At 48.7% G+C, this 26,295-nt stretch carries 20 protein-coding genes; 5 read left to right on the top strand and 15 right to left on the bottom strand.

The window, feature by feature from the left end; all coding sequences use genetic code 11:
- Nucleotides 1-4: 4 nt before the first annotated feature.
- From MRBLPE1_RS14415 to MRBLPE1_RS14390, 6 genes are all read right to left on the bottom strand, one after another.
- Nucleotides 5-439 (bottom strand): BrxA/BrxB family bacilliredoxin, encoded by a 435-nt coding sequence (locus MRBLPE1_RS14415; RefSeq protein ID WP_364146337.1) that lies wholly within the window; start codon nucleotides 437-439, stop codon nucleotides 5-7.
- A 78-nt stretch (nucleotides 440-517) separates the two neighbouring features.
- Entirely contained in the window at nucleotides 518-913 is a 396-nt protein-coding gene (locus MRBLPE1_RS14410) for a DUF3905 domain-containing protein (protein WP_364146336.1), read from the bottom strand.
- A 15-nt stretch (nucleotides 914-928) separates the two neighbouring features.
- Nucleotides 929-1,069 carry a hypothetical protein gene (locus MRBLPE1_RS14405; protein ID WP_364146335.1) on the bottom strand — a complete coding sequence of 47 codons (141 nt, stop codon included), beginning with the start codon at nucleotides 1,067-1,069 and terminating at the stop codon, nucleotides 929-931.
- 82 nt (nucleotides 1,070-1,151) lie between these two features.
- Nucleotides 1,152-1,604 (bottom strand): GNAT family N-acetyltransferase, encoded by a 453-nt coding sequence (locus MRBLPE1_RS14400; protein WP_364146333.1) that lies wholly within the window; start codon nucleotides 1,602-1,604, stop codon nucleotides 1,152-1,154.
- 117 nt (nucleotides 1,605-1,721) lie between these two features.
- Nucleotides 1,722-3,389, bottom strand: a complete 1,668-nt coding sequence (locus MRBLPE1_RS14395) for an ATP-binding protein (protein WP_364146331.1) — start codon at nucleotides 3,387-3,389, stop codon at nucleotides 1,722-1,724.
- A 121-nt stretch (nucleotides 3,390-3,510) separates the two neighbouring features.
- Complete coding sequence (locus MRBLPE1_RS14390; protein ID WP_364146329.1) at nucleotides 3,511-4,347, bottom strand: alpha/beta hydrolase; 837 nt, start codon at nucleotides 4,345-4,347, stop codon at nucleotides 3,511-3,513.
- A 63-nt stretch (nucleotides 4,348-4,410) separates the two neighbouring features.
- On the opposite strand from MRBLPE1_RS14390, the gene MRBLPE1_RS14385 reads away from it, so the two are divergent.
- A complete protein-coding gene (locus MRBLPE1_RS14385) occupies nucleotides 4,411-5,667 on the top strand; it encodes an NAD(P)/FAD-dependent oxidoreductase (protein WP_364146327.1) in 1,257 nt (418 codons plus the stop codon).
- Nucleotides 5,668-5,751: 84 nt separating this feature from the next.
- On the opposite strand, the gene MRBLPE1_RS14380 is transcribed toward MRBLPE1_RS14385, so the two are convergent.
- The gene (locus MRBLPE1_RS14380; protein ID WP_364146325.1) at nucleotides 5,752-6,159 is read right to left on the bottom strand and encodes a hypothetical protein; all 408 of its coding nucleotides are present in this window, start codon (nucleotides 6,157-6,159) and stop codon (nucleotides 5,752-5,754) included.
- A 181-nt stretch (nucleotides 6,160-6,340) separates the two neighbouring features.
- On the opposite strand from MRBLPE1_RS14380, the gene MRBLPE1_RS14375 reads away from it, so the two are divergent.
- Nucleotides 6,341-7,246: a helix-turn-helix domain-containing protein gene (locus MRBLPE1_RS14375; protein ID WP_364146323.1), complete on the top strand. Its 906-nt coding sequence runs from the start codon at nucleotides 6,341-6,343 to the stop codon at nucleotides 7,244-7,246.
- Between the two features lie 87 nt (nucleotides 7,247-7,333).
- Here MRBLPE1_RS14375 and xylB read toward each other — a convergent pair whose 3' ends face one another.
- Complete coding sequence (xylB, locus tag MRBLPE1_RS14370) at nucleotides 7,334-8,830, bottom strand: xylulokinase (RefSeq protein ID WP_364146321.1); 1,497 nt, start codon at nucleotides 8,828-8,830, stop codon at nucleotides 7,334-7,336.
- Between the two features lie 20 nt (nucleotides 8,831-8,850).
- On the bottom strand, nucleotides 8,851-10,164 hold the full coding sequence (gene xylA / locus MRBLPE1_RS14365) for a xylose isomerase (protein WP_364146319.1): 1,314 nt from the start codon (nucleotides 10,162-10,164) through the stop codon (nucleotides 8,851-8,853).
- Nucleotides 10,165-10,394: 230 nt separating this feature from the next.
- On the opposite strand from xylA, the gene MRBLPE1_RS14360 reads away from it, so the two are divergent.
- Complete coding sequence (locus MRBLPE1_RS14360) at nucleotides 10,395-11,561, top strand: ROK family protein (RefSeq protein ID WP_364146317.1); 1,167 nt, start codon at nucleotides 10,395-10,397, stop codon at nucleotides 11,559-11,561.
- A 78-nt stretch (nucleotides 11,562-11,639) separates the two neighbouring features.
- Here the strand turns inward: MRBLPE1_RS14360 and MRBLPE1_RS14355 are convergent, their stop codons facing one another.
- The 6 genes from MRBLPE1_RS14355 to MRBLPE1_RS14330 form a co-directional block, all read right to left on the bottom strand.
- Nucleotides 11,640-18,083, bottom strand: coding sequence for an Athe_2463 domain-containing protein (locus MRBLPE1_RS14355; protein ID WP_414698871.1), 6,444 nt, complete (start codon nucleotides 18,081-18,083; stop codon nucleotides 11,640-11,642).
- Nucleotides 18,084-18,100: 17 nt separating this feature from the next.
- On the bottom strand, nucleotides 18,101-19,081 hold the full coding sequence (locus tag MRBLPE1_RS14350) for an S-layer homology domain-containing protein (RefSeq protein WP_364147301.1): 981 nt from the start codon (nucleotides 19,079-19,081) through the stop codon (nucleotides 18,101-18,103).
- A 340-nt stretch (nucleotides 19,082-19,421) separates the two neighbouring features.
- A complete protein-coding gene (locus tag MRBLPE1_RS14345) occupies nucleotides 19,422-20,672 on the bottom strand; it encodes an MFS transporter (RefSeq protein WP_364146313.1) in 1,251 nt (416 codons plus the stop codon).
- Between the two features lie 35 nt (nucleotides 20,673-20,707).
- Nucleotides 20,708-22,060, bottom strand: coding sequence for a DUF2087 domain-containing protein (locus tag MRBLPE1_RS14340; RefSeq protein ID WP_364146311.1), 1,353 nt, complete (start codon nucleotides 22,058-22,060; stop codon nucleotides 20,708-20,710).
- Between the two features lie 143 nt (nucleotides 22,061-22,203).
- Nucleotides 22,204-23,433 (bottom strand): MFS transporter, encoded by a 1,230-nt coding sequence (locus MRBLPE1_RS14335; protein WP_364146309.1) that lies wholly within the window; start codon nucleotides 23,431-23,433, stop codon nucleotides 22,204-22,206.
- Nucleotides 23,434-23,500: 67 nt separating this feature from the next.
- Nucleotides 23,501-24,598, bottom strand: a complete 1,098-nt coding sequence (locus MRBLPE1_RS14330) for a lactonase family protein (protein ID WP_364146307.1) — start codon at nucleotides 24,596-24,598, stop codon at nucleotides 23,501-23,503.
- 166 nt (nucleotides 24,599-24,764) lie between these two features.
- Here MRBLPE1_RS14330 and MRBLPE1_RS14325 point away from each other — a divergent pair, with 166 nt between their 5' ends.
- Nucleotides 24,765-25,127, top strand: coding sequence for a hypothetical protein (locus MRBLPE1_RS14325; RefSeq protein ID WP_364146306.1), 363 nt, complete (start codon nucleotides 24,765-24,767; stop codon nucleotides 25,125-25,127).
- 149 nt (nucleotides 25,128-25,276) lie between these two features.
- Nucleotides 25,277-26,275 carry an aldose 1-epimerase gene (locus MRBLPE1_RS14320; protein WP_364146304.1) on the top strand — a complete coding sequence of 333 codons (999 nt, stop codon included), beginning with the start codon at nucleotides 25,277-25,279 and terminating at the stop codon, nucleotides 26,273-26,275.
- Nucleotides 26,276-26,295: the final 20 nt, after the last annotated feature.

The raw sequence follows: 26,295 nt of genomic DNA, 5'->3' as shown, positions 1-26,295 counted from the left end.
CCGATTAACGGCAGAACCGATCGAAAGCGTCCGACAGATCGGCTGCAATGTCCGCTGCGGAACGATTTTCGATCTGGTGCCGCTCGATAAAGTGAACTAGCTCTCCGTCCTTCATCAAAGCGATCGAAGGAGAGGATGGCGGGTATGGAGCAAAATATTCGCGGGCTTTCGCAGTCGCTTCTTTATCTTGTCCCGCAAATACGGTATACAAATGGTCTGGCGTGATATCATGCTGCAGCGCTTCTGCTACGCCGGGGCGGCATTGGCCTGCCGCGCATCCGCAAACCGAGTTCACGACAATAAGCGCCGTGCCTTTTGCGTTCGGCAATTTTTCTTCTACTTCCTCAGGCGTGCGAAGCTCCTGAATTCCAATGCGGGTAAGATCGTCCCGCATAGGCTGTACCATATCTAACATGTATCGCTCGAATGACATCGACATCGAAACACACTCCTTTAATTACTTTATTTTAGCTACTATTATACCGCCCGTAGTCAAAATAAAGCAACCGGAGCGCGTTCACTCCGGTTGTTCTTTTTCATCTGAAATTGGAGAATTCTCCGGCAAGTCCAGCCCATAGGCGGCATTTTTATCGGGATGCGTAAAAATACCTCCTTGCGGCGGCAGCCCTTTCTCGAAAATATCCCGGTTCTCTGCCGTCTGAAAGCCGATATCTTTATAGGGATGAACCCATTCATCGCCTGCCATGACGGCCGGATCCGTATCCACGCTCCACTGCGACAACGGCGAGTCAGCGGACTCATATTGATGGTCGCCAATGACGATGCCGTACTGGTTTACAAACGGAGCACGGCTTCCGCGCCCTTCGCGGAACTGCGGTAAAAATTCAATTTCATAAGGATCCAGCTCCGGATCGTCGACATGCTGCTTCGCCTCATGCTTATGATCAGTCACAAGATCACCTCCGCCCTAAACGGATGGACGGTTAGGTCCATCAAGCTTTTTGTCAAAGCCGGCGGACTCCGGCGGCTTGCTGTTATTTGCTGCGTTTTTGGATGCCTGCTGAGCTTGCTCACCCGAACGGCTTTTTTCTTCATTATTCTGTGTCAACCTTAACGCCTCCTCCCATAATAAAATCTAACCGGTCTTGCAGGTTAGCTTCCAAAGGTAGTATGCGCAGCTAGAGCCTTCCTTATAAATCCTGAGAAAGACGGACCATATCAACGACCTGGATCCCGTTCTCATAAATCGCTTCCGGATAATGCCTGATGAAAAAGTCCCGGTCAATGCCTGTCATGCGAAAGCCGCATTTTTGATATAAGGCAAGCTGGCTTACACCCGAATTCCCCGTTCCGATTTCAATTGTTTTATAGCCAAGCTGCTTCGCAATCTTTATCGCATGAAGCACCATTTGTTTTCCAAATCCTTGTCCTTGGCGAATCTCATCTACGGCCACATTCACGATTTCCACAGTCTCCGGTCTTGTTGGCAGCAGGACATATTCTGCTATGATTTCGTTATCCATAATACCTACCCAACATTCCCCGCGCTTCAAATATTCCTCTACCAGCAAAGCCGAAGGATCCGCTGACAGCAGCAGCTCCATTGGAGGTTCTTCGTTTGCGAGCAGCTTTCGTATTTCCACAGTCATCTCCTCTTCTTTCTTTGAATTTTTCGATTAACGCCCTAGCTTCCGTCGACTGCAAAAAACCGTAAATGAACAAAGGTTCATTTACAGTTCCCATTCCGTGCAATTATGTCTTTAGCATGCGAAAGCCTCCTGCAGAAAGAACGTAACGATAAAAGCCGTTCCCTCTCCCTCTCGCGACTCGACGTCTATTCGTCCATTATGCCTCTCCGCAATGCTTAAGCATAATGGAAGCCCAAGCCCGGTGCCCTGTGTCTTCGTCGAGAAAAACGGCTCGAACAAATGCTTCATCTGCTCCTGCGGTATGCCCACTCCTTGGTCCGCTATCCGAAGCTCGACTTTGCTCTCGGTGCAGCGGGTGCTGATATTTAAGGAGCCTTTATGGCCCATCGCCTCCATGCCGTTGCGGGCAATATTAAGCAGCAGCTGCTTGATCTCCCTCTCATTCATCATAATCAACGGCAGATGCTCGCAAAGGCTGACTTCAACAGACTGTCCGCGCAGATTCGCATCCGCGTGAAGCAGCGGTACGAGCTCGTTAATGACATCGTGCAAGGAGGACGGCTCCATGATGAGCGCCCTATTTTGGGCAAGCGACAGAAAATCGCTAATAATCATATTGGCCCGATCAAGCTCCTCGATCACAATCCGGAAGTATTCCGCTTGGTTCTTCGGGCTTCGTTCCTGAATGAGCTGGACAAAGCCTCGAATAACCGCCATCGGGTTACGGATTTCATGCGTGATACTTGCAGCCATCTGCCCCACCAAGCTCAGTCTCTCCATTCGGCCAACCTCACTTTGAAGATGGCGCAGCTCCGTTATATCCTGCGCAAGAAGCGCTGCTCCGGCATTTTGGTCCTCTTCCGAGGTTCTTAGCGATATGGTCGTTAGAAGCAGCACCTTGTCGCCATTAACGAATGGAACGAGCGAAGACTTCTTGCCGTTTAGCGCTTGATACAGCATTTTTACGCAAGTATCGCTTTGCCCCTGTTGAAACACGAGAGGAAAGGAGCTGCCGATCAGTCCTTCTTCACCGTTATAGTTCGCATTTAGGTTAAGCACCGTCTTCGCCATACCGTTAAAATGCGTGATATAGCCTTCGTGGTCGATAACGATTACCCCAAAAGATGTCTCGTCAATAAATTGCTGCAGCTTCTCCACTTCGTTGCGGTAATTTGCCGAAATTCGTTTTACTTCTTCATGGAGAAGCTGCTTCTCCATCACGCTTTCAATCATAAAAATAAACAGCCAAGTCGCCGCTAAGGTTCCCGTAGTAGAAATCAAGAGCGCCAAAACCATTTCAAGCGTCCATGACTTGCCGCTAAAAGAGATAAAACCCGATATCGTAATGATGTAATAAAGCATCATCGCAGACATCAGCAGCAGGCCCATTCTTTTCTTGCGAAGGGTTGAAGCATGTTGAAAATGCCGTATCGACCATAAAATCAGCGTTGCGAAAACAACGATAAACACGATGAAGCTGACCGTTTCCCACACGCTGTCCAACATTGGAATTCGGAGACCTAAATAAATGGACGTCAATAAGGCGAACGCTGGCCAGCCTCCGTAAAGCGAGCCTATCAAATACGGTATCAAACGCAAATCAGCTTCATAGCCAAAAATGTTTGATGCCGTCAGCATGCACAATATCATCGATGTACCGCAATAAACACCCATGAAGAATGGCATTCCCTTCCAGCCTTGTTCTTTGTTATACCAGAGCTGGAATGCGAAAACGGGCAATAAAGCCACAATGAATTGTAACAGCAAATCCTTTAACAAAACGATCGGTTCCCCCTGCCGCGCTTTGAATGCATGACACATATTTAGTTAAATTCAAGAAAGAAAGCGTTACTCATTCGTAAGAATCTGTTAGTCCGATTAAAACACATATTACATGTTTTTACAATTGCTCTTCCAGCCAAATGATTAGCTCTTGAATCGTCTTTTCGCCTTCAATATCATTGTGAAGCTCGTGATATCCACCGTCCCAGCGCCTAAAATCGCATTTTCCGCCCAGCTTCCCGGCCAGAAGCCGGCTTGCTTCCAGGGAAGTTACGCGGTCGGAGGTTCCATGCATGAGCAGCAGCGGGATTTGCAGGCGATCTGCGTTAGCTAAAGCCCACTCGCCGCCGGAGCTGATTTCCTTAAAGGCTTGGAGCGTTATTTTTGTATGGCACAGCTTATCCGCTGTAAGCGAATCCGCCGGCACAAAACCGGGCCGGAATAAATCCGCGGGATTTAAGCCTGTCTTCTGCTGCAGCGCCGGCATAATCGAAGCAAGCCTGCGCCCGAACCATTCCACCGCCGGGTTCGGCTTGAAGGCAAGCCGCAGCCAAGGGCTGGTCAGAATGAGTCCTTTTACATCAGGATGTAGGCGCAGCGCGCAGTTCAAGGCGACATTGCCGCCCATGCTGTGGCCGTACAAGAAAATAGGCGCGCCAGGGTGCCGCTCGGCAGCCGCCTCTATCATCAAAGCGGCATCGCTGGCTGCTGCCCCTATTGAATGTAAATGGCCGCGTTTCCCCGATGAGCGGCCGTGTCCGTGCTGGTCGAGCGCAATAACCGCAATCCCAGCCTCCGTGAAGCGTGCCGCGACATGCGCGTACCGGTCGCCATGCTCTCCCATGCCGTGAACGAGACCAACGACCGCCTTGGCCGCCTCGGTCTCCGGTTTCCACTCCCTAAGAAACAATACGGTTCCTTTTGCACCTGTTATATGCCATTCCTCACGCAGCATCAGAACGCCGCCTTTCTTTTGTGGTATTATAGATCTACTAATAAATATAGCAGGTGGAACGCGATGCAGTATGATGCAATTGTTATTGGCGGCGGCTCGGCCGGATTAATGGCCAGCATAGCCGCAAGCAAAGACGGCGCTAAGGTGCTTCTTCTCGATAAAGGAGAAAAATTAGGCCGCAAGCTAGGCATCTCCGGCGGCGGAAGATGCAATGTAACGAACAATAAAGATTTGGACGAGCTTATCAAGCATATCCCGGGAAACGGGCGTTTTCTCCACAGCGCCTTTTCTAATTTCAACAACAAGGATATCATTGCCTTTTTTGAAAACCTCGGCATTGCGCTCAAGGAAGAAGATAACGGAAGAATGTTTCCCGTATCGGACAAAGCCAAGACGGTCGTGGATACGCTTGTTAACCAAGTTCGAAAACAAGGCGTCAAAATTATAGTAAACGCTCCTGTCGATCATATCATGTTCGGAGACGGAAGGGTCACGGGCGTGCGTATCAAATCAGGCGAAACCTTCAAGGGCAGGAGCGTCATCGTTGCCTCTGGCGGAAAATCAGTGCCTCAAACCGGTTCAACCGGCGATGGCTACGCATGGGCCGAGAAAGCCGGGCACTCCATAACGGAGCTTTTTCCAACCGAGGTTCCGCTCACCTCGAATGAACCCTTTATCGTGAGCAAAGAGCTCCAAGGCCTTTCGCTCAGGGATGTCGGATTATCCGTATGGAACCCGAAAGGGAAGCAAATTATCGAGCATCATGGCGATATGCTCTTTACCCATTTCGGCATTTCAGGACCCATCGTGCTGCGCTGCAGCCAATTTGTCGTAAAAGCGTTGAAGCAATATAATGCCGGGAATATCGTTGTTGCGATCGATCTCGTACCAGATAAAAGCAAGGATGAGGTTTACCGGGAGACGTTGAAGCTCGCCGAGCAGGAATCCAAGAAAACGATCAAAAACGTGTTGAAAAACTATCTGCCGGAAAAAATGATCCCCCTTTTGCTTCAGAAAGCCGGCTTGCCTGAGGGGCTTACTTACGACAACATTCCAAAGCAGGACTGGATTACCCTGTCGCAGCTCATTAAGCATTTCCCGATTAGAGTATACGGCTCGCTTTCAATTGAAGACGCCTTCGTTACAGGCGGGGGGATTAACCTGAAGGAAGTCGATCCAAAAACAATGCAGTCTAAGCTCATGGACGGACTGTATTTTTGCGGAGAAATTTTAGATATTCACGGGTACACCGGAGGCTATAACATTACCGCCGCTTTTTCCACGGGCTATACGGCAGGGCTGAACGCGGTACTCCAATAATCGATACGCCAAAAAGGCTGTCCGCATATGTCATTAGACATTGGACAGCCTTTTTGGTGTTTCCGGCAAGCGTCGTTCGTCGTTTTAAATACGGACATCCCCCGAAAAATGGTCATACGTGCCGGGATCCGGTAAAAATCCTTCATTGAAATCCGCATCTTCGTCGCGGTTGCGCAGCCCGTCCGGGTAGGCCGCTTCATCGGACATAATCCAATCCTCATTGACGAGATGCGCAGGTATCGCGATAGCGTCAAGCGAATAGGCGCTATCCGTCATGGCGTCCGCATCGATTTGGGCTTGCTGTGCGAGCTGGCCCCCATGCGCTTGCGCGATTTCAAGCGCGGACGTCAAATCGCTTCCTTCAATATGGACATGCATGCGGCTGCCGTCATGCAGAACCGTCTCATAACCGAGCTCCTTCAGCGTCTCGCATGCGAGCGCTGCGCTCTGTGCGTCGTTAAAATCAAATAATAGGGCAGAGTTCGCAGACATTTACGATCATCCTTTCTCATGTTTGGTTTAGCTTGTCCAATTCATGAGAATACATGTAAGACGGGATAAAAAATAACATGACATGATTTTTTCACAAATAACTATGTCATTGTGTTAGATTTTGTGACATAATCATTACATGCATATCGTCTTTGCGCTAACTGATTGGAGGGTGTCATCGATGAATCATTTATTTTATTTGCTTTCTGAACCAATGCTTATCGTTGAATCCGACGAATCCCGTTGGTCTATTCGCGATGTCAATCAAGCCTTTGCCGTCTTTTCCGGCTTTAAGAAATCTGATCTTATGCTTATCGATCCGTCCACAATCATTTCCGTTCACGATTCGGGCCTATCCTTCGACGAAGCCATCCATCAGCTTGCGGATGAGTTTGCCGTCTCGCCCTTGCTCGAATGCAAGCTGGTGACCAAAGCTTCCACTCCGGCGGACGTGCGCATGTCATGCCGCAAGCTTCAACATGGGGAGCGAACCGTATACGTTCTCATTTGCAAGGATTTGCGCGAGGCAAAATGGATTGATGAATATATTTTACATAATAAAATCATGGTCTCTTCCATCGTCAATGAGCGTTACGGCATCTTGAGCTTAAAGCATTATTACGCCCCTGTGCAGCAGCCCTCCTCCTCTTATGTAAACAAATCGATATTCGATCTCGTCGCGGAGCATGAGCGGAATAAGATCAAGCGGGTGTTCGATTTTGCCAAAAACAACCGAACGGCCGAAGCCGTTGATTTTCAGCTTAAGCTCGGGGACCGAAATTATGGCACCGAAGCCATTATACAGCCTTTTTATAACGGCAACCGAAGCTTTAAAAACTTTGTCGTCATCCTGACAAGCCTATATGCCAACAATAAGGAGGAAGACCCCTCCTATAAGCTCCGCATGCTTATGCTTAGCAAAAATATTTCCGTAACCTCGCTCGCCCAGTCTACGCTTATTTCACTTACAACCATTTCAAAAATTCGCAACGGGAAAATAAAAAAGCCCCAGCGCCTGACGGCTGAATTGATTGCCGGCGAGCTCGGCGTCCGGCCTGAAATGATATGGAGCAGCTTCAAACGATGACCGCGGCAGCTCTATAACCCTAGCAAGCGACAAAAAAAGGGACTGATTACCTCGTACGAGGTGTTCAGTCCCTTTTTATGCTTAAATTTAGCCGCGATAGGGCGCGAGCGCCTCATTCAGGGCTTTTGTTTGTTCATATACCTGCTGGTAAACCTTAAAGATTCCGGCATATGCAGACACCGCGTCAGGCTGCGGCGAATACGATTCCGCATGTTTCACGAATTTGTCTGCGCAGGACTCCAGGCTGTCGAACCAACCGGAGCCGTATGCGGCAAGCATCGCGGCACCCAGCCCAGGTCCTTGTTCATTTTCAAGCGCTACGACCTTCGCATCAAAAATATCGGCTTGCATCTGCAGCCAAACCGGATTTTGAGCGCCGCCGCCGATGGAAATAATCGTATCAACCGTTTTACCCGCACGTCTGAACATGTCCACGGACTCATTCAGCGAGAAAGTAATACCTTCAATCACCGCACGGGCAAAGTGAATCCGTTCATGCGAGCCGTCTACGCCGATAAAGCTTGCGCGAATGACGGAATCCGCATGCGGTGTACGTTCGCCGACGAGGTACGGGGTAAACAGCAGCCCGCCCGCTCCCGGCTTCACGTCGCCCACGCCTTCAAGCAATTGGTCGAAGCTCTCGTTTGGAGCAAATGTTTTCTTGAACCAGCTGAGGCTGTAGCCAGCCGCAAGCGTAACGCCCATGACATAGAAGGAATCCTCTTTGCCATGGTTAAAGAAATGTACCTTGCCCGCAAAATCCTTCGTCTTGTCATTCTCATAGGAGAGAATAACGCCGGACGTGCCAATGCTGCAAAGCGTCAACCCTTCGGATAAAATACCCGAGCCAATCGCGCCGCACGCATTGTCTGCCCCGCCCGCGAATACTTTGGTTTCTGCCGGAAGGCCGGTGCTCTCCGCAAACTGCGGCAGCAGGTTTCCGACAAGGCCATGCGATTCGACAAGCGGCGGACAGAAGCTTGCCGGAAGCTCAAAAGCATCCAGCACTTCACTGCTCCACGCCTTGCCAGCCACGTCAAGAAGAAGCGTACCTGCAGCATCGGAATAATCCATATGCAGCTCGCCGGTTAGGCGGTAGCGCAGATAATCCTTCGGCAGAAGGAACAGCTTCGCCTTGGCGAAGGCTTCCGGCTCATTCTCGCGAACCCATAGGATCTTAGGAAGCGTGAAGCCCTCCAAAGCCGGATTGCGCGTTACGCTGAGCAGCTTGTCGCCAAGCTTGCGTTCAATTTCCCGGCACTGCTCCGTCGTGCGGGTATCATTCCATAGGATCGCATTGCGGATAGGGTTTCCTTCGCCGTCCAGCAGCACAAGGCCGTGCATTTGGCCGGAGAAGCTAATGCCTTCGATCGTGCCGGCATCGATACCGTTAGCGGAAGTGAGCTCGCGCAATGCTTCTACGGTACCGTCTACCCAATCATCCGCCCGCTGCTCGCTCCATCCGGAATGCTCGTGGAACAACGGATAGCTGCGGGATGCTTCCCCGGCTACCGTGCCGTTGCGATCGACGAGCAGCACTTTAACGGCGCTCGTCCCTAAATCTATACCGATTACATAGCTCATTTGCCCTTGATCCTCCCGACTTAAACGCTGAAAATAACTTCGCTCAGTACAAGGCGGATACGTTCTTGACGGCCGGACTCGTTCTTGATCGGATTGTTTTGCAATGCATATTGCTCAAGCGATGCAAGCGTCGCTTTGCCGGATACGATTTCCGCGCCGATGCCTTCTTTGAAGCTGCGGTAACGGTTGTCTACGATATTGTCGAGAATTTTCTCTTCCGTCAATTTCGCAGCCGCTTTAAGACCCCAAGCGAAGCTGTCCATACCAGCGATATGCGCCAAGAAAAGATCTTCTGCTTCAAACGAACCGCGGCGAACTTTCGCATCGAAGTTTACGCCGCCGCGGCCGATGCCGCCAGCTTTCAATACTTCGAACATCGTTAGCGTCGTGGAGTAAAGGTCAGTCGGGAACTCATCCGTATCCCAGCCAAGCAGCAAGTCGCCTTGGTTCGCGTCAAGCGATCCAAGCATGCCGTTGATTGCAGCCGTACGGATTTCGTGCTCGAACGTGTGGCCTGCAAGCGTTGCATGGTTTGCTTCAAGGTTAAGCTTGAAATGATCTTTCAAGCCGTATTTTTGCAAGAAGGAAATCGTTGTTGCAGCATCGTAGTCATATTGGTGTTTCGTTGGCTCTTTCGGTTTCGGCTCGATCAAGAATTGCGCATCGAAACCGATTTCGTTAGCGTATGCGATTGCCATATGGTACAAGCGGGCAAGGTTATCAAGCTCAAAGCCCATGTCTGTATTAAGAAGCGTTTCGTAGCCTTCACGGCCGCCCCAGAATACGTAGTTTTCAGCGCCAAGCTCTTTACCGACTTCAAGGCCTTTTTTCAACTGCGCGCCGGCATAAGCATAAACGTCAGCGTTGCAAGTCGTGCCTGCGCCGTGTACGAAACGCGGGTTGGAGAACATGTTAACCGTGTTCCAAAGCAGCTTTTTGCCGGAGGATTTCATGTTGTCCTTCAATAGAGCAACGATTACATCCAGGTTTTTGTTCGTTTCTTGCAAAGTTTCGCCTTCCGGCGCAATGTCCACATCGTGGAATGCGTAGAAAGGAATGTTTAATTTATTCATGAATTCGAAGTTTGCTTCAACGCGCGCTTTTGCACGGTCAAGGCCGTTATATTGATCCCAGCCGCGAACCATGGTAGCTGAGCCGAAAGGATCTGTACCGTTGGCGTTAAATGTATGCCAGTAAGCAACCGCGAAGCGCAGATGCTCTTCCATTGTTTTGCCCATGATAACTTGGTTAGGATCATAATGTTTGAATGCCAGCGGATTATCGGAACCCTTACCTTCAAACTGGATTGTATTAATGTTTTTGAAATAGCTCATAGAAAACTAAATCCTCCTTCACGGAATTCGATATTTTTGTTAGTGCTTACATTTAGAATAACATGCCTTAACTTAGTTTGTCTATTAAACAAACTAAGTTTTTGTGTTAAACTAGGTTTAATCTAATTTTTGCTTCCATCGCCGTATTCAGTATGCGAAGCGGATAAGCTGTATATTCAATTTTTCGTGATACAATGATAGATATCGTGACTTGGACGGAGGCTTTCTTTTTGAAAATCAAACCAACAGGAGACTTAGCGCTCATCAAAAAAATAAATACGGCCATCGTACTCGAAGCCGTGCTTAAGCATGCGCCGCTCTCGCGGGCGCAAATCTCGGAGATTACCGGTCTTAATAAAGCAACCGTATCCAGCCTCGTTCAAGATCTCATCGACAGCCATCTTGTTCTTGAAAACGGACCAGGGCAATCCAGCGGCGGACGTAAGCCCGTAATGCTTCTATTTAACGGCACGGCTGGTTATGCAGTCGGAATCGATCTTGGCGTCAATTATATCCGCGGGCTGCTTGTCGATATGGAAGGCAACGTCATTGCCGAGCATCAGCGCGGCCTCAAGCAGCAGGATGCTGAGCAGGCAATCGCGCAGTTAACGGAATGTATCGAACTGCTTATTAATGAAGCGCCGGATTGCCCCTACGGAATTGTAGGGATCGGCGTCGGCGTGCCGGGTATCGTGGACGACAATGGCATCATCCTTTTTGCTCCCAATTTAAAATGGCATCAGGTCGAGCTGCAGCGGCAGCTTGAAGAACGCTTTGGCCTGCCCGTTACCATTGACAACGAAGCGAACGCCGGCGCGCAGGGCGAGCAGAAATACGGGGCTGGACGCGGGATTCCCAACCAGATTTATGTCAGCGTAGGCATCGGGATCGGCACCGGCATTATATTGAATAAAGAGCTTTACAAAGGGGCATCCGGTTTCTCCGGCGAGCTCGGCCATCTCTCGATCGAGTATGACGGCAAGCCTTGCAGCTGCGGCAATCGAGGCTGCTGGGAGCTGTATGCCTCCGAGAACGCGCTTCTGGAGAGGGCGGCGCTGCTCGGCTTCGAGAACCTGGACGAGCTGCTGCTCGCCGCGGCTGCCGGAGATGAACGCGTCATCGAGCTTATCCGCTCCATTGGCGATTATTTGGGCGCAGGCATCGCCAACATCGTCAACGTCTTTAACCCAAACGTGGTCATCATCGGCAATCGGATGAGCCGGGCAGCGGAGTGGCTCGAGCCTGCCGTTCAGGCAGCCGTCGATCAACGCACGCTTCCTTACCACCGTGAACGCATGCGGATATTGTTCGCTGAGCTGCAGGACCAATCCGCCGTTCGCGGAGCCGCTTATTACGCTATAAGTACCTTTTTTGCAAAGATCAAAAGCGGACAATAATCGAAACGGATATCGAAAGCCCCCGACTTACATTTTCCGAGATGAAAATGATAGCCGGGGGCTCCTCTGTCTTTTCATTTATCGGACGCGGTGCACGCTTACGATTTGCATGGTTTGGCCATCGATCCACGCGTCAACCCGAGCTGTAATCACAGTGCCATTATTATAGTAAGCCGTAAAGACGAATGAAATCATACCATTGGGCAGCTGGGCATAGTCATCTTTCCAAAGCTCTCCTTCCCAGCTGTCCCTATCCGTTCCTACAGGTAGTAAAGAGGCTTCCTCGCTCCCCATCCGTACCTCTACCCGGTCCGCTCTTGTGGCGGTTCCCGTCTTCGTTGTGACCGCCTCGAGCATAAACTTTTCGCCTGCCCAAAATACCGAGTAGCCGCGAGGAGCATCTTCCTTTCCGGATACTTTGATGTTAAACGCCTTGCGATGCTTCTCCCAAAGCTCCGTATGCTTCACAAACCCGAAAAGCTGGAGCGGAAGCACCTGCAGCGATTTCGTAACGCTCACCGGATCAGCGATTCCGTCGCTTACCGTCATTTTCATGGTCCATGCGCCGGCAGCCGTCAGCCTTAAAGATGGACCTCGTGCCGGATAAGCAGGACCGTTTACAGTGTAACTGTAGCTGCTTTTTACCCCAACCGGACTGGTGAGCTCATAATGAACCGAAAGCGCATTGCCGTCCGGGTCCGCTGCTTTTGATAAAAATGAGACTCTGTCTCCTGCATACACCGGTTTTGGCGACCAATCAAAATCTCCTTCAGGCGGCCGGTTGGTCACGAAATGAATGTAGGCAAACTTCCCTTCATTAGCGGCAAGATCAATGTCGATAACCGTAAGACGATATTCCTGCCCGGCTGTTAGTCCGGTCACCCGATAAGTCTGACGGTCAAGAGGGAGCGGCAGGCTGTATTCCGATTGCCCGTCTCCGTTCAGATCTATGTTCGTTACGCCCCCATCCGCATTCACCTGTTGCAGATAAAAGGTCCGGGCAGCATGCCCGGACGACGGCTCCGCATCGCTAAAAGCATTAAATGATACCGTCACGGCCGCAGGTTCAATTTCCAATTGCTCATTAACATCGGCTGGCTTAACGGTATCTACAAAGAAAAAGCCGTTGCTTGAATATGGGCCCCATAGGTAGCTGTCATTAGCTCTCGCTTTCCAATAATGCAGTCCCTCCGAAAGCGCTGGAGGCGCATAGCTTGCGGCCATTACGGATGATTCCGTATCAACCGCCTTCGCGCCGTTTGCTGCACGGTAAACTTCATAAGCAATGGAAGTAATCGCGTGCATTTCAGGATCAACGGTAAAGGTTCGCAGCAGCGGTCGGTTTGTATTCGTATAGACGGGATGATTTGCATCCGGGCCGTTATAAGAGAGCAAGAATGTCTGCGGCGGGAGATCCAGCACAACGTATTTACTGTTGCTTAGATTCGACCACACACCCGATGAAAAGACCTGCCCTTGGATGCGTACGATGCGTCCCGGCTCGATTGTACCTTCAATCATCGGATAAGTAAGAGCAGCGCCCTCATGTTCGATGGACAAAGCGGTTTCATTACGATCCACATACGTGAGGACTAAGCGATATCGCTCCTGCTGATCATTTTCGGCATCATAATATGTCCATTTGACTATCGGATCTTTGATCAAAACCGTAGGTGCCTCTGCTGTTGTGCCTGAAGGATAAGTAATCGTCATTATTGGCTTAGTCTGGTTTACTGGCGGTATAACATCCTTATAGACGGTGAACTGCCCCCAATACGACCATGCGCCGTGTATATCCCGGACTTGCTCCTGCACGATAAGCTCCACGCCGGGACGATTGTAATACTCGCGCTTGCCTGTTCTCCAACCCGTCTCGTCTGCCCAGCGCGTTCTGAACAGCTTGTCCGATAGAATGTGCGCAATGTCGGGATCGTAGGAGGCATCAAGCGTTTCATAATCTAGAGACTCCCCCTCCGCGTACACTTTTCCAGTAAACCTAACTTCAGGTTTGGCCACTGGCCTGCGATGAACATAGAGCAGCTTTTTGACGGGCTCAGACCACTTAGCGTAAGCCGCTAAGCCAGGATTGTCGTTTGCCCGAAAGCTAATCTCATACACGCCAGCCCGATCCAAAGCGTTGGCCGTCTTTCCGTACGTTTGGCCATGATGAACGCTAAGCCGATCCGGGCTCTCAAAGAAATTCGGATTATGGGTATAGCTCCATTTTTCAGCGGCCATGGGGTCTTTTTCTATATCGGTAAACAGCTTCTCATAGGAAATGGGGTCGTTGACCAGCACGGTATCATAGGTTTCTTGCGTGTACGTATCGCCATAGTTGGTTTTCATCACGTTCGAGAACGATGCTGAGGATTGGCCGAGCGACATCAGCCCTGCGGCGCCCTTGGTGTATGTACCATCGGTAATCTCGATAACCTTGGAGTTATTAACGAAAACACGCAGCGTACCGTTCACTGCTTCAACCTTCAGCGGATATGCAGTAAACGGCGAACGCGCTAAGGTTATGGATTGTAAAGTAGTTTTCAGACCATTTACGGTTTTGTAGAGCGTTAACGTATCCATGCTCCATTCCACCGCGTACATGTTCTTTTCATTTTGAATATGGAAGCCCGCTCCGATGGATTTGTTGTTTTTAATATCGTTCACGCTAACTTCAAATTGTAGGGCATAATTTTTCATGATGCTTCCTGCATCATAAAGCAGACCGCCCCAATTATCGTCAAAGATGCCTACGGTGTTTGCATCGATATTTTGCAGAGCAGCACTTCCTGATGCAGATACAAAGGCCGTTACAGAATGGGGCCATCTTTTTTGATCAATAATAAATACTGACCCATTTGGAAGCACCGGAGTGATGGTAATATCTCCACCGCCTGCTCGGTAGTCATTTGCATCTTGCATAGGCTCCGATGCTATTATTTCATTTGTTGTTGGTTTACTGAGTCCATATTTGCCATCCGTAGTATGATAGAAAGCAGATAAAACCTCGCCGTTACTCAATAATCCAGCTTGATAAACATCAGCCATTCCCCACATGTATTGACTGGTAAGCAGAGTACCCGTTTTAGTAAAGCAATAAATATTGCGGGCTTCTTGTATGACCACCGTTCCGTCTTCTTGCACCATGGGACTGACTAGTGAGGTCCTTTGATTTTCATATAAATACGTTTCTTTTAGCGAAGTATACAAGTTAACTAAGCTCAAATCATTTGTCCTAAATGTTTGAAAATAATTGGTTTTGTAATCCCCATTGGATTGACCGAAATTTTTGAAATACAAGTACTCTCCATCCTTGCTAAGAGCGACAGCAGATCCGCCTGCATGTCCTGAAATAATAGCAGAATCTACCCGCGCACCGATGGGCGAGATTTTGGTTATCGTTTTTCCTGTCAAATAAATGCTTCCATCGGAACCTACTGTCATCTGAGTAGTCGAAGAAAAATTCTGAGTCCCATCGTATCTCGAAATGAGCGGACCAGCGGCTACCCATACGACTGATTTGGTTTCTAGAGCGTATTTATAATATTTTATTTCGTTATAGCTGTTGGCATCGGAATACGTAACGCCAATAATGACCGTTTTGAAATCAGGCATGAATTCAAATAAGTTTATTACCATGCTTCTATTATTAACATCTACTAAACCAATCGTATGCGATTGTTCTTTTTTTCCCGTTTTATCGTATTCATTAAACGCTATCGTTGTTTTATTATTTATGCCGTAAGAATAAAACTTCTCATTCCCTTTTAATATAGGGCTTAGTCCTTGTCCTTCAGAATCGTCTCCAAATGTAAAAGCCGGACGTAACGCATTTCCAGTCACCGCATCCCTTTCCGTGTAAAACATCGTATTGTGATACATCATATATTGCCCGACAGGTACAGAATAATCGTCTTGCACCTTTTCCATCGTGTAGATGCGGTTGTTGTTAAAAATAATTTCAGCCGCTAGGTGAACATTATTGCCATAAAAACCAGTAGGGAGTAAATGCTGCACTCTCCAATGTTGTTTGGCTACAAGATCGCTTGGCAGAGAGTACTTATTGCGTGAGTTTGCACCATTTCCCGCCTCTGGATACTTCAAATTAAAATTAACCATTTGACCGTTTTTCGTGCTAATCGTTGCCGCATCCGCTTTCCAAGCAAGCTTATCTGTACTTCCGCCTACGTACGGCTTTCTTAATGTCCATGATCGAAAAATGGATTGCGCTGTATAGGCAGTCACAGGCGATCCGCTCTCATCTCCTTGTCCAGGCTGCCGCGTTACGCCAAATACGTTAAAATTAACGGATGGCGCATAATTCCGGACATCCGTTTCTGTGGATGGAGAGACCGCTGTTTTACCGTAATCCTCTGTAACGGCAGCCCGGTACTGTCGTTTCCCTACCGTTGCATAGCTTAGAGAATGCGTTGTTTTGAAGGCACCGTCATAAAGCGTTGTCCATGCTTCCTCCTCGAAATCACCGTCCCCATCCTGGTCAAATCGCTCTTCGAGAAATAAATGTTCCAGCATATCCGCATCTGGACTTTCCGCATCCATATAAAGCATAAAGCCGCTGCTCCGATACGTTTCTTCTGGCGCAATGACTTCAATCGTTGGAGGCAGGTCAGGAACAACCTCCACGGCTAAATCAGCCCATTCGCTGACTCTTCCTGTCGTGTCAACTACCTTTCCTTCGAGGGTATATTGCCCCAATGCTAAATTATTTGTTGTTGGAAAATCGATGGTATAACCGACCTCTCCTACTCTTTTGTATCTTCTTTCGGATTTGCGGTGATCAATGGTCACGCCTCGCTCCGCAAGAGGGGTGTAAGAGTTGTTCAAGTGATATGGAAAAGGAAACGGTCTTCCCTCAATGATCTTAGTAGCCCCAGCTACAATGGCAACGGGTTTCGGATCGATTACCGTTAAAGTGGCTGAGGCCGAGGAGGATCCGCTGCTGTCACTCACTTTGATCGATGCTCGATATGTGCCCGCCTGCGTAAAGGTTTGATTGATATACTCGTATTTACTCTTATCCGTAAATAAAGGATCTAAATTGGACGAAAATATCCATTCGTAGCTGTCAAATCCATCTGAGCTATTCAGGAGTGATGAAGTTTCCCCTGCCAAAATTTTGTCGGGCACGAATCGAAGGCCTGCATTTAATTCGGGACGCGGCGGTAAGGTAGGAGCTGGCGGGGTCGGCTCGCCTACACGAATAATCAGCTGCGCCCACTCGGATACCTTCTTTGCGCTGTTCGTCACGCGAAGCTCTACAAGGTAAGTTCCTTCAGCCGCAAAATCCTTTGCTCCCGGCTTCGTAAATATCGTTGTTCCAGCTGGGGTCTTATATTTCCATTCTCGGATGGTGATGGTTTCCTTGCCTGGTGAATAGGAGAGTTTGTCATCAAGCTTCGGCTCAGACGCCGGCTTAATGATGATTTCGGGGGTTGTTCGATGATCGCCTTCATGATGGGAGATGACGGCTATTGGAATAGTGGGTTCATTCTTTTTGTTAAAAGCAATTTTAAAGTCTTTGATGTTGTTGTTTTCGTTAGACTCGGCTACCGCTTCTCCGAAGTCTGTTTTTGCTGCGAAGCTCTTTATGCCGTTAGTGGTGGAGGATACGTTCACCGTCACCGTCTTGATTTGACCTGGAGGCACATTTGAAATGACTTCGGATTTTGTTGTCGTTCCGACGATGCCTACTGTGAAGGGACCGCTATCTGTTTTCCCTTGGTTTTTTGTTGTGATTTGAATGGGGACTGATTCGCCGAGCCAGGCATCGGATGGAGATATGAGATTGCTGATGATGAGGTCTGGTTTCGCAGGCGGTGGTAGAAGAGGTTCAGGTGGTATTGTAAATACTTCATACCACCAAGATCCGTCTGGTTCCCATATGTTCCACATTTGAACGACGCCCGGGGAAAACTTGGTTCGTGCTTGTTGGATAATGGCGTAATCTAAAAGGGTATCCCCTGTCCAGCTAGTGCCTTTTAATTTATTGTAGCTCTCCAAGAACGTTTTTGAATGGCCGTATGGATCTTTCATATCTTTAAGCCATTCTGCGGCTATTATTGTGTTATCAGAAAATGATGTCATTTCAATGCCTTTGGAACGGCCAGTCTGTGTTCTCCACGGCTCTTTAACCCAGTTTTTTGCAACACTTTTTGTTTCATTTGAATCACTACGAAACATCCAGTTTCGATATAAATTCCCTTCATAGTCCCATCCAAGATATCGATATTGCCCCTCTTCCAAATCTTGTTTAGCTGGATCTATATCTGATGGACAACCGTATACGATAACATTTGAGCCTATGTTTGTTTGATTTAATAAGAACTTTTCATTCAATGCCCTATCCCTAGAGTCTTTTAGGGGGATATTATAAAAATCGATATACTCTTTCGCTAAGTCACTATAAGTTGCTGGTGCAGGGCAATTCGTTGCTGCCGTTACAGGAATTTGGATTGATGTGATTAATAGAAAAAAAGATAAAAGTACAAATACCCATTTTTTCATTCCCCTATTCAAATTATTCACGCTCCAATCACAATACCTACAGTTTTGTTACTACTACCTTTATAAGCAACAAAAAGAACTCCGTCATATCTCAATTCAACACTATTCTTCCCTTCAACAAATTTCATATCATTTACTTTAATGTAACTGCTATAAGCCTTTTCATATGATATTGGATAGTAATGTTTGAGTAGATCTTTAAGTAAAGCTTTGTTCTCTGCATTAGGCTCATAAATATAAATGAAGGTTTGTTTGTAATCGCTATCGTATTCAACAGTAAATGTATTATCCTCAAAAACATCCGTACCTTTTAAATTCACCAATACTTTCTGATTCCTTCCAAAAGTCGTATTCCCCTTAAAACTTGGCAAAGACTGAATCAACGCATTCAACTCTTCTTTCGTCTTCGGATAAGCCACCGGCTTACCATTTTTCGCCGTCAACGTATTCATAACCATCACCACGGCCTCTGCGCGAGTAGCATTTTTGTCCCCGCCCATCGTACCATCGGGATAACCCTTCATAATCTCAAGCTTTTTTGCTAGCGCCAAATAACCCGATTTCGCACCCTCCGCATCCTTGCCAAGCGCCCGGATCGCCATGCGCGCGATCTCCTCACGCGTAATCACGCGATTCGGTTCAAAACTGTTTTCTTTATAATCCCCAACCTTAATGATCGATTGCTTCAACCCTGTGGCGACATAAGACCGGAACCAACCGGTATCATCGACAAAAGGCGTATCGGAATCGGCTGCCTTTATTTTCATTGCTGCCACCAACGATTTTAGAAATTCAGCACGCGTCATGTTGGCATTCGGTTTAAAGGTTTTTGCATCGTAGCCATTAATCCATCCTTGATTCACGGCCACCGATATTTCATCCTTTGCCCAATGCGTCTTCGTATCATTAAAAGCGGCAGCTGCAGCAGCCCCCTGCGCACTCATCAGCATCGTCCCCAGTAATGTCAGCGCTAGAAAAACCCGTCCTATTTTTTGCATCACATCAACCCACTCCCATTATTTATAAGTCTACTTATGATCAAGCGTCTTTTTTCATCAAAAACAAACATAATTTTACAGCCTTCCTATCATTTCTTGCCGCACATCGCTTTTTCCTTCTTTCCCCTTCCCTTCCACATCTTCACTACCCACGCTATTTCTCCAAACCAACCTCTCGTGTCCTCCCGATTCGGCATGCCACTCTCCCAAGGACAGTACCGAAACAACAAAAAAGCACGCCCCTCCCTCTTACGAGGGTGTAAGCGTGCTTCGCCATACCTTGTATCAACTAAAATAGATGTTACTTCACAAGGAAGTTTCTGTCAATATCCCCATGCTGCTAGGAGTTCGTTTGGGCAATCAGCGGCTTTTGCTTAAACAATGGAACAAGGATCAGCATTCCTAAGAACATGATGGACCCTGCTACGGTATAAATGCCGACTAGCGGGAATACCAGCTTCAATTGGCCGGCAACCAATGTCATGATAACCATCATGCCCATAAACATAGGCGTAAGCACGCCGTTCACTCGGCCCGTATACGCTTCCTCCGACCACTGCAGAATCATTGTGCTAATGCCGATCTGAATCATAGGGAAGCCTAAGCCGCCAATAAACTGCAGCACCAGCGTTAGAGGTATGCTAGTTGATAATCCCGTACCGATCATCGTGAGCGAGCTGATCAGCAGACCGATCGCCAGCAGCTTTTGCGGAGCGACCTTCTTGGCTACGACCATGACTGCACCGCCGCCAACAAGCATCGCAATCCCGTTAACCATCAGCATATATTGCAAAAATTCTTTTGGCTGCCCGAGGCGCTCCAGCACGATAAACAAACCGAGCGTTTGTGCGATACCGACTGCCGTCCCTGCTAAAGCAAACGTTCCACCCAGCGCTTTCAACACCGGGCTGCGCCATACGTAAGCAAACCCGGCTTTTAATTCCTTCCAGAATTGGCGATCTGCAACGGCTTCCGTTTTCTCCACCTCACGGTCGCGAGGGATTCGGAACAAGACGATTGCCGATAACAAGAAGGCTACGCCCATTACGCCGATTGAAATCTCAATGCCGAATTTTTGATACGAAATCACGCCGAGCGACGGTCCTAGCACCATAAATATCGCCATAAGCGACTGGAACATCGCCATGGCAGATTGCAGCTGCTCCGCCGGAATATGCTGCTTAAACAGCTTCATGGCGGATGGCTGTGAGAACTGTGATAAAATCGCGGACACGAATGTCGCAAAATAAACCATATGCCATGATCCGTATAGAAGCGTAATCAGCACGATAAATACGGATAACGCGGATAAGAAATCGCACCAAATCATCGTAAGGCGCGGCTTCCAGCGATCCGCAAACGTCCCGCCGATGAACGAGAATACGAAAATCGGCAAAAATTCCACAAAGCCCATTAAGCTGATCGCGAACGGGTCTTCGTTTGTCTTATCTGTCACGTACATTAGGATAGCGAAATTCCGTACCCATATCCCGATTTGCAGCAGTACGTTTGACAACAAGATCGTTTGAAAAAATGTATTGCGGAGCAAGCTATTTCCAGCTCCAGCTCCCTTTATTCCTTTTGCAGACATGTTAATGTACACACTCCCTTTTTAATCCGTAATCTTTAATCCTTTGCGTTCTCACCTGCGCCATGGTAACCCTTCTCGCCATAAGGCCTTAGCTTCTCTACCCACTGCTCCTTTAATTCAGCGACTTCCCGGTTGTATTGGCGTACCATATCAACGGGCTGCCGGCCTTCAGGATCTAAAACGTCTTTATAATCATAACGAATCTTTTGATCCAATTTAACGGTCTCGAGAACGAGAAACGAAAAGTTTTCACTGCCGAATTGCTTCCATTCCTTCTGGAGCTCTTTGTTCGCATGGCCGTCAATATTCAGAATAAACTGCTCTTTTCCCCATAGCGCGTCTAGATTAGTCGAGCCTCCAATATAAACCTTGCCATTGGCATTATTTTTAATCTGAAAAACGCCCATCAGCCGCTCGCGTTCTTGGTATTCTGCCGTCAATTGCTTGCGCTTTTCCTTATCCATATTTGTCCCCTCCTTTCGTTCATCCGCTTGCTCCTGTAAAATCTCTTTCGGCTTCGTCTTTCCGGATTTTCCTTTTTTCCCCTTGCTGCCCGCCTTCGAAGATTCACCCTGCTCCATTGAAACTTCTGCCTCATGATGCCTTTCCCCGATGTTCGTGCCCTTTACCCAATACGCACGGCCATCATCCGTACGATCCAAATACCCGTATTCGATCAAATATCGGCGCAAAGTCACGTAATCCTGTTCCCAGAAACGGCTTAACCGCTCGTTCACTTCCTTCTCCGTATAACGCGTTCCGCTTTTAAAATAAGAAGAGATATGCCGAAGTATGGCGATTTTACGCTTTTCTTTACGGGGAAATGAGGCTAGCGGCCCTTCAGGCCCATTCGGAAAATATTGCTTCAACAGCGACGCGTATTCGTCCTCCGTAATCGCGTAACGCTCATCTATCTGCGTAGCAGTGCGGTGCACAGGCATAAAGCGCGATGCCGCAGCAGCCCCCAGCTCCATCATCTCCATAATTGCGAGCTGCAGCTTCGCCTGCTTCGCTTTCTCCTTTAGCACGAAACGGTGGTTTCGTATGGTCGAGGCGCTTCCTACGCCTGTTCGGGTCATCATTTCTTGATCGGACAATTGATCGGCAAATCCGCGAATCAGCTCTTTTTGCAGATCGGTCAGTCCTGTCTGCCTCTTATCGAGCTCCAGCAAATAAACAAGCATGGAGCCATGCTCCTGCTGAATATGATGGGCTGCGTATTTACGGGCCTCGAACCACCGCCCGGATTGCTCATGGCGAAAAATCTCCCCATCCTCAAAGCGCTCCCCGCAGATCAGACAATAATAACAGCCTTCTGCATTTTCATATACATACCCCTGCTTCAGCTCTTCTACTGACGATGACCAAAACCTTTCTTCACTCTCCATTTATCAAACACCTCATTATTTTGTTTGCTTATTCTATAAACATTATATAATTTCGTTTGGTTTTTATCAACTATCCAAATTAAAAAAAGAACAACCGCCCTAAGGATAGCTCCTTAAAACGGTTGTTCTTCATGTTATTCCTTTTATGCAGCTTCTCTTCTATCCTTCGGAAGCATAAAAGCGAGCAAGCCAATCAGCGGCAGAACGCTGCATGCTGCCATCACAAAGCTAAGCGACCGGCTGTCCGCCAAATAGCCAAGCACGACTGCGCCGAGGCCGCCCATTCCAAATGCAAGTCCGGTAATAAGACCCGAAGCCGTGCCTACCTTGCCGGGCATGAGCTCCTGCGCGTATACGACGCTAACCGAAAAGCCCGATTGCAGGATGAAGCCCAGCAGTACAATTAACGGATAAACCATAGGAAGCGGCAAATGCGGGAGTGCGAGCGCAAAAGGCGCGGCTCCAAGAATAGATAAGAGCATCATTTTCTTCCGTCCGATCCGATCCGCAAGTATCCCTCCCAGAAACGTACCGGCCACGCCGGCAGCCATAAACAGAAACAGCGGGATTTGCGCATGCTTGATGGACAGGCCGTACGTCTCCACCACATAAAACTGATAGAAATTGCCGATAGCTGCAGCATACCAGGAGCGTGCGAATACGATAGCGAACAAAATTGCAAGCGCGAATCCGACGACCTTGGGCGATAGGGCAGCCTTCATGCTGCCGGCGGCTTTTCGCTGCTGCCTTTTGCCATCCTGCACCGCAAGATGCGTTTTATACCAAGGCACGACTTTTATCAATATTATGATGGCTGCGGCAGCGAGCAGGGTGCCCCATATCGCGCCCTTTTGGCCAAACGGCAAAAAGATCAGCATCGTCATTAGAGGCCCGAGCATTTGACCGAAATTGCCGCCGACCTGATATATCGATTGAGAGAACGCTCGGCGGGGACCGGCGGCCAAATGCACGACGCGCGAGCCCTCCGGATGGAATACCGCTGAGCCAAGTCCCACAAACACAACCGCAAGCAGCACCATATAAAAATTCGGGGCAAAGGCTAAGCCTGCCATCCCGATCATGCTCGAAAACATGCCGACCGGAAGCATCCACGGCGCGGGTCTTTTATCCGATATTAAGCCAACCACAGGCTGCATGACCGAGGAGGTCATATTGAGCGTAAAAGCAATCCAGCCGATTTGCGCCAAGCTGAGCCGCAGCGACTGCTCTAAAACGGGGAATAATGCCGATACGACCGACTGCATCATATCATTCATGAGATGAACGGAGCTGATGCATATTAATATGGAATAAACGGTAGCTGATTTGATCGCTTCTTTGTTGATGACGCTTGTTGTAAGCGGCGCTGACATATTATACAGGACCTGCCTTTCTTAACGAAAAGCCTTCATCTCCTTGTTCGGATCATGTTGGCCATTATTATTTGGCGAATTTAATGCAAACCGGGCTCGGCAATTCAAGCGATGAGGCGGTTTTCTCTAACAGCCCGCTCTCCGAATCGATCGTAAATACCACGATGTTTCCTGTTTTCTGATGCGCCACCAGCAAATGGCCGCCATCAGGCGAGACGGCAAAATTACGCGGAGAGTCGCCTCCGCAATCAACAGACTGGATAAGCGTTAGCTCGCCGGTCGCTTGATCTACCGCAAATACGGCAATACTGTTATGTCCGCGGTTAGAGCTGTATAGATAACGTCCGGACGTGTCTAAATGAATGTCAGCCGCATCGTTATAGCCGCTGTAGCTTGCTGGCAGCGCCGAAATGGCTTGCCCCGCCGTTAATACGCCCTTCTCGGCATCCACCTTCAGCACCGTGACCGTGGAATCCAGTTCATTCATGACGTATCCGACAGGAAGACCCGGATGGAAGATTACATGGCGAGGACCGGCGCCGCGATGCATCTTGCTGATCCCGTGCGGGGTAAGCGAATGTTTCTCTTCATCGAAACGATAGATGACGATAGCATCGATTCCCAAATCGACGGCGCATACGTAAGGCGAATCTCCGAGCGGCACGATGCAGTGCGCATGCGGAGCATCCTGCCTTGCGGCATTCGGACCCAGCTCGCCGGCATGCTGCTCCACCGCTGCGGCCCCGGTTAGCTGGCCTTCTGCTGTAATAGGAAGCAAAGCAACGTTGCCGCCCGTATAATTAGCGGCAAGAAGCACCTTCCCCGTCTTATCCGTGCTTATATAGCAAGGATGTGCGCCGTGCGTAAGCGCCCGGCTGCTTGGGCCCGACAGCATCCCCGTTACCCCGTCAATCTCAAATACCGCGACAGAGCCCCCGCCCGCGTCTCCTGTCGCTTCCGTTTCGCTGGCTGCATACAAACGTTTTCCATCTGGATGAAGCGTTAAGTACGAAGCATTTTCCAGACCGCTTACACGTTGGATAACAGCGAGCTCACCCGTGCTCCCATCAAACGCGCAAACATGTACGGTCGCATCTTCCGCCGCTCCATATGACCCGATGTAGAGGATTTTACCCGATGTCGGTTGTCCATTTTGATTGCTCATAGCTACCCAACCTTTCTGACTTTTTGGCATTACAGTGACCATAGCACATGCCGCCTTAGCAGACAATGTCTTTTTTTTATAAAAGACTTCACAAATACTATTGTAACATGTTACAATGTAAGCGCTAACAATTCAGTGGTTCACATTTCTAAAGGGGGAAATTGAGATGATGAATGTAGTACTGAGCGAACGGAACGTGTATGAGGATTTTGAGCTGGAATCGGATGTGCTTTACTTTAAGCTCGGTATGCAGGGTCTCGTAAGCTTCCATGGCAGAAACTATAATATAAAAAAGAGAATGACTGCCGAACAGATTGCACAGCTAACGAATGAAAGCAGCTTCTATCCGATCAGCTCCAATTGCTACATTAATATCGGAAAAATCAAGACGATCGAAGGCGGCACCATTTTCTTCGGCTCCGATATTTCCGAATCCAAACAGGTTTCGGTCAATCGCCGCAAGCAATATGTCATTCAACAGCTGTTCTCGCAGCGCGCATCGAGCAAAGACTTGCGCATCACGCAATAACCGCATGAACAACCGCCCTAATTCGCAATATGCGGATTAGGGCGGTTGTTTGTTTTGCTCTGTCCTGCTATTCTTAGGTTGAATATGATTTTTCCAGCTCATGCTTGACGTGTTAAGCTTTATTCCAAATACTTTTTAGGAGGATTTTCATGTCTACGCAAGGACAAGCATTCGAACAATTATTTCATGACGAACAAGCCGTATGGCTGCAATGGGGACCTTATGAAGCGGCAGTATTGCCGGCAGTCGGAGCCAACCTCATCGCGTTCCGTGATAAAGTAAACAACTATACGTTCCTGCGCGAGCCATCGCTTGAGGAAATGGACGGCTTTAGAGCCAATCCGGGCATTCACGGCATTCCGGTGTTGTTCCCTCCCAACCGTTATGAGGACGGTACCTTCACTTGGAACGGCAGAACCTATAACTTTCCCGTTAACGAAGCCAAAACCGGCAATCATTTGCACGGATTTTTCCATACGGCTGCATGGAGCGTAGAGGATTTTGGCACGAACAAAACCGAAAGCTACGTGTCGCTCAAAATTTCTATCGATGAGACTCACCCGATCTATGCTTATTTGCCTCACCGCTTCACCTTGAAGCTACGTTACGCGTTAAATGATACAGGATTGCTGCAGCATGTATCGGTACATAATGAAGGAACGGAAGCCATGCCTTGCCTGATCGCTTTCCACACGGCAATCAATGCCCCGTTCGCTCCGAACAGCACGTCGGATGATTACCGCTTCACCCTCACAACCGGCAAACGCTGGGAGCTGAACGAGCGGATGCTTCCGACAGGCAGCTACCAGCCGCTTATCGCGGAAGAGGAAGCCATGAAAACAACCGGAATCTCGCCTTTCTGGGCGTCGATGGACAACCATTACACAACCGAACCGCAAAACGGCCGCAACGCCATGGAGCTGACCGATACGCGAAACGGCGTGACGCTTGTCTACGATATCGGAACGGCCTACAAACAGTGGATGATCTGGAACAACAATGCAACGCCAGGCTTCTTCTGTCCAGAACCGCAGCTTAATCTCGTTAACGCGCCGAACGTTAACCTTCCTGCCGAGCAAATCGGGCTTGTCTCGCTTGAGCCGGGCGGAATTTGGGAAGAAACAAGCCGCTTGTACGTTAGAAAATAGGACTTATCCCAAGGATAGCA

The organism is Paenibacillus sp. LPE1-1-1.1, assembly GCF_040676435.1.
GTDB lineage: Bacteria > Bacillota > Bacilli > Paenibacillales > Paenibacillaceae > Pristimantibacillus.
The sequence above is the reverse complement of the archived record's forward strand: the minus strand, read 5'-3'. Positions and strand labels throughout refer to the sequence as shown.

Coding starts and splice junctions, on each gene's coding strand:
- MRBLPE1_RS14350 (WP_364147301.1), bottom strand. CDS start 19,081: ATGCAAAAAATAGGACGGGTTTTTCTAGCGCTGACATTACTGGGGACG.
- MRBLPE1_RS14380 (WP_364146325.1), bottom strand. CDS start 6,159: ATGTCTGCGAACTCTGCCCTATTATTTGATTTTAACGACGCACAGAGC.
- MRBLPE1_RS14415 (WP_364146337.1), bottom strand. CDS start 439: ATGTCGATGTCATTCGAGCGATACATGTTAGATATGGTACAGCCTATG.
- MRBLPE1_RS14325 (WP_364146306.1), top strand. CDS start 24,765: ATGATGAATGTAGTACTGAGCGAACGGAACGTGTATGAGGATTTTGAG.
- MRBLPE1_RS14320 (WP_364146304.1), top strand. CDS start 25,277: ATGTCTACGCAAGGACAAGCATTCGAACAATTATTTCATGACGAACAA.
- MRBLPE1_RS14340 (WP_364146311.1), bottom strand. CDS start 22,060: ATGGAGAGTGAAGAAAGGTTTTGGTCATCGTCAGTAGAAGAGCTGAAG.
- MRBLPE1_RS14345 (WP_364146313.1), bottom strand. CDS start 20,672: ATGTCTGCAAAAGGAATAAAGGGAGCTGGAGCTGGAAATAGCTTGCTC.
- MRBLPE1_RS14335 (WP_364146309.1), bottom strand. CDS start 23,433: ATGTCAGCGCCGCTTACAACAAGCGTCATCAACAAAGAAGCGATCAAA.
- MRBLPE1_RS14355 (WP_414698871.1), bottom strand. CDS start 18,083: ATGAAAAAATGGGTATTTGTACTTTTATCTTTTTTTCTATTAATCACA.
- xylB (WP_364146321.1), bottom strand. CDS start 8,830: ATGAGCTATGTAATCGGTATAGATTTAGGGACGAGCGCCGTTAAAGTG.
- MRBLPE1_RS14375 (WP_364146323.1), top strand. CDS start 6,341: ATGAATCATTTATTTTATTTGCTTTCTGAACCAATGCTTATCGTTGAA.
- MRBLPE1_RS14385 (WP_364146327.1), top strand. CDS start 4,411: ATGCAGTATGATGCAATTGTTATTGGCGGCGGCTCGGCCGGATTAATG.
- MRBLPE1_RS14390 (WP_364146329.1), bottom strand. CDS start 4,347: ATGCTGCGTGAGGAATGGCATATAACAGGTGCAAAAGGAACCGTATTG.
- MRBLPE1_RS14330 (WP_364146307.1), bottom strand. CDS start 24,598: ATGAGCAATCAAAATGGACAACCGACATCGGGTAAAATCCTCTACATC.
- xylA (WP_364146319.1), bottom strand. CDS start 10,164: ATGAGCTATTTCAAAAACATTAATACAATCCAGTTTGAAGGTAAGGGT.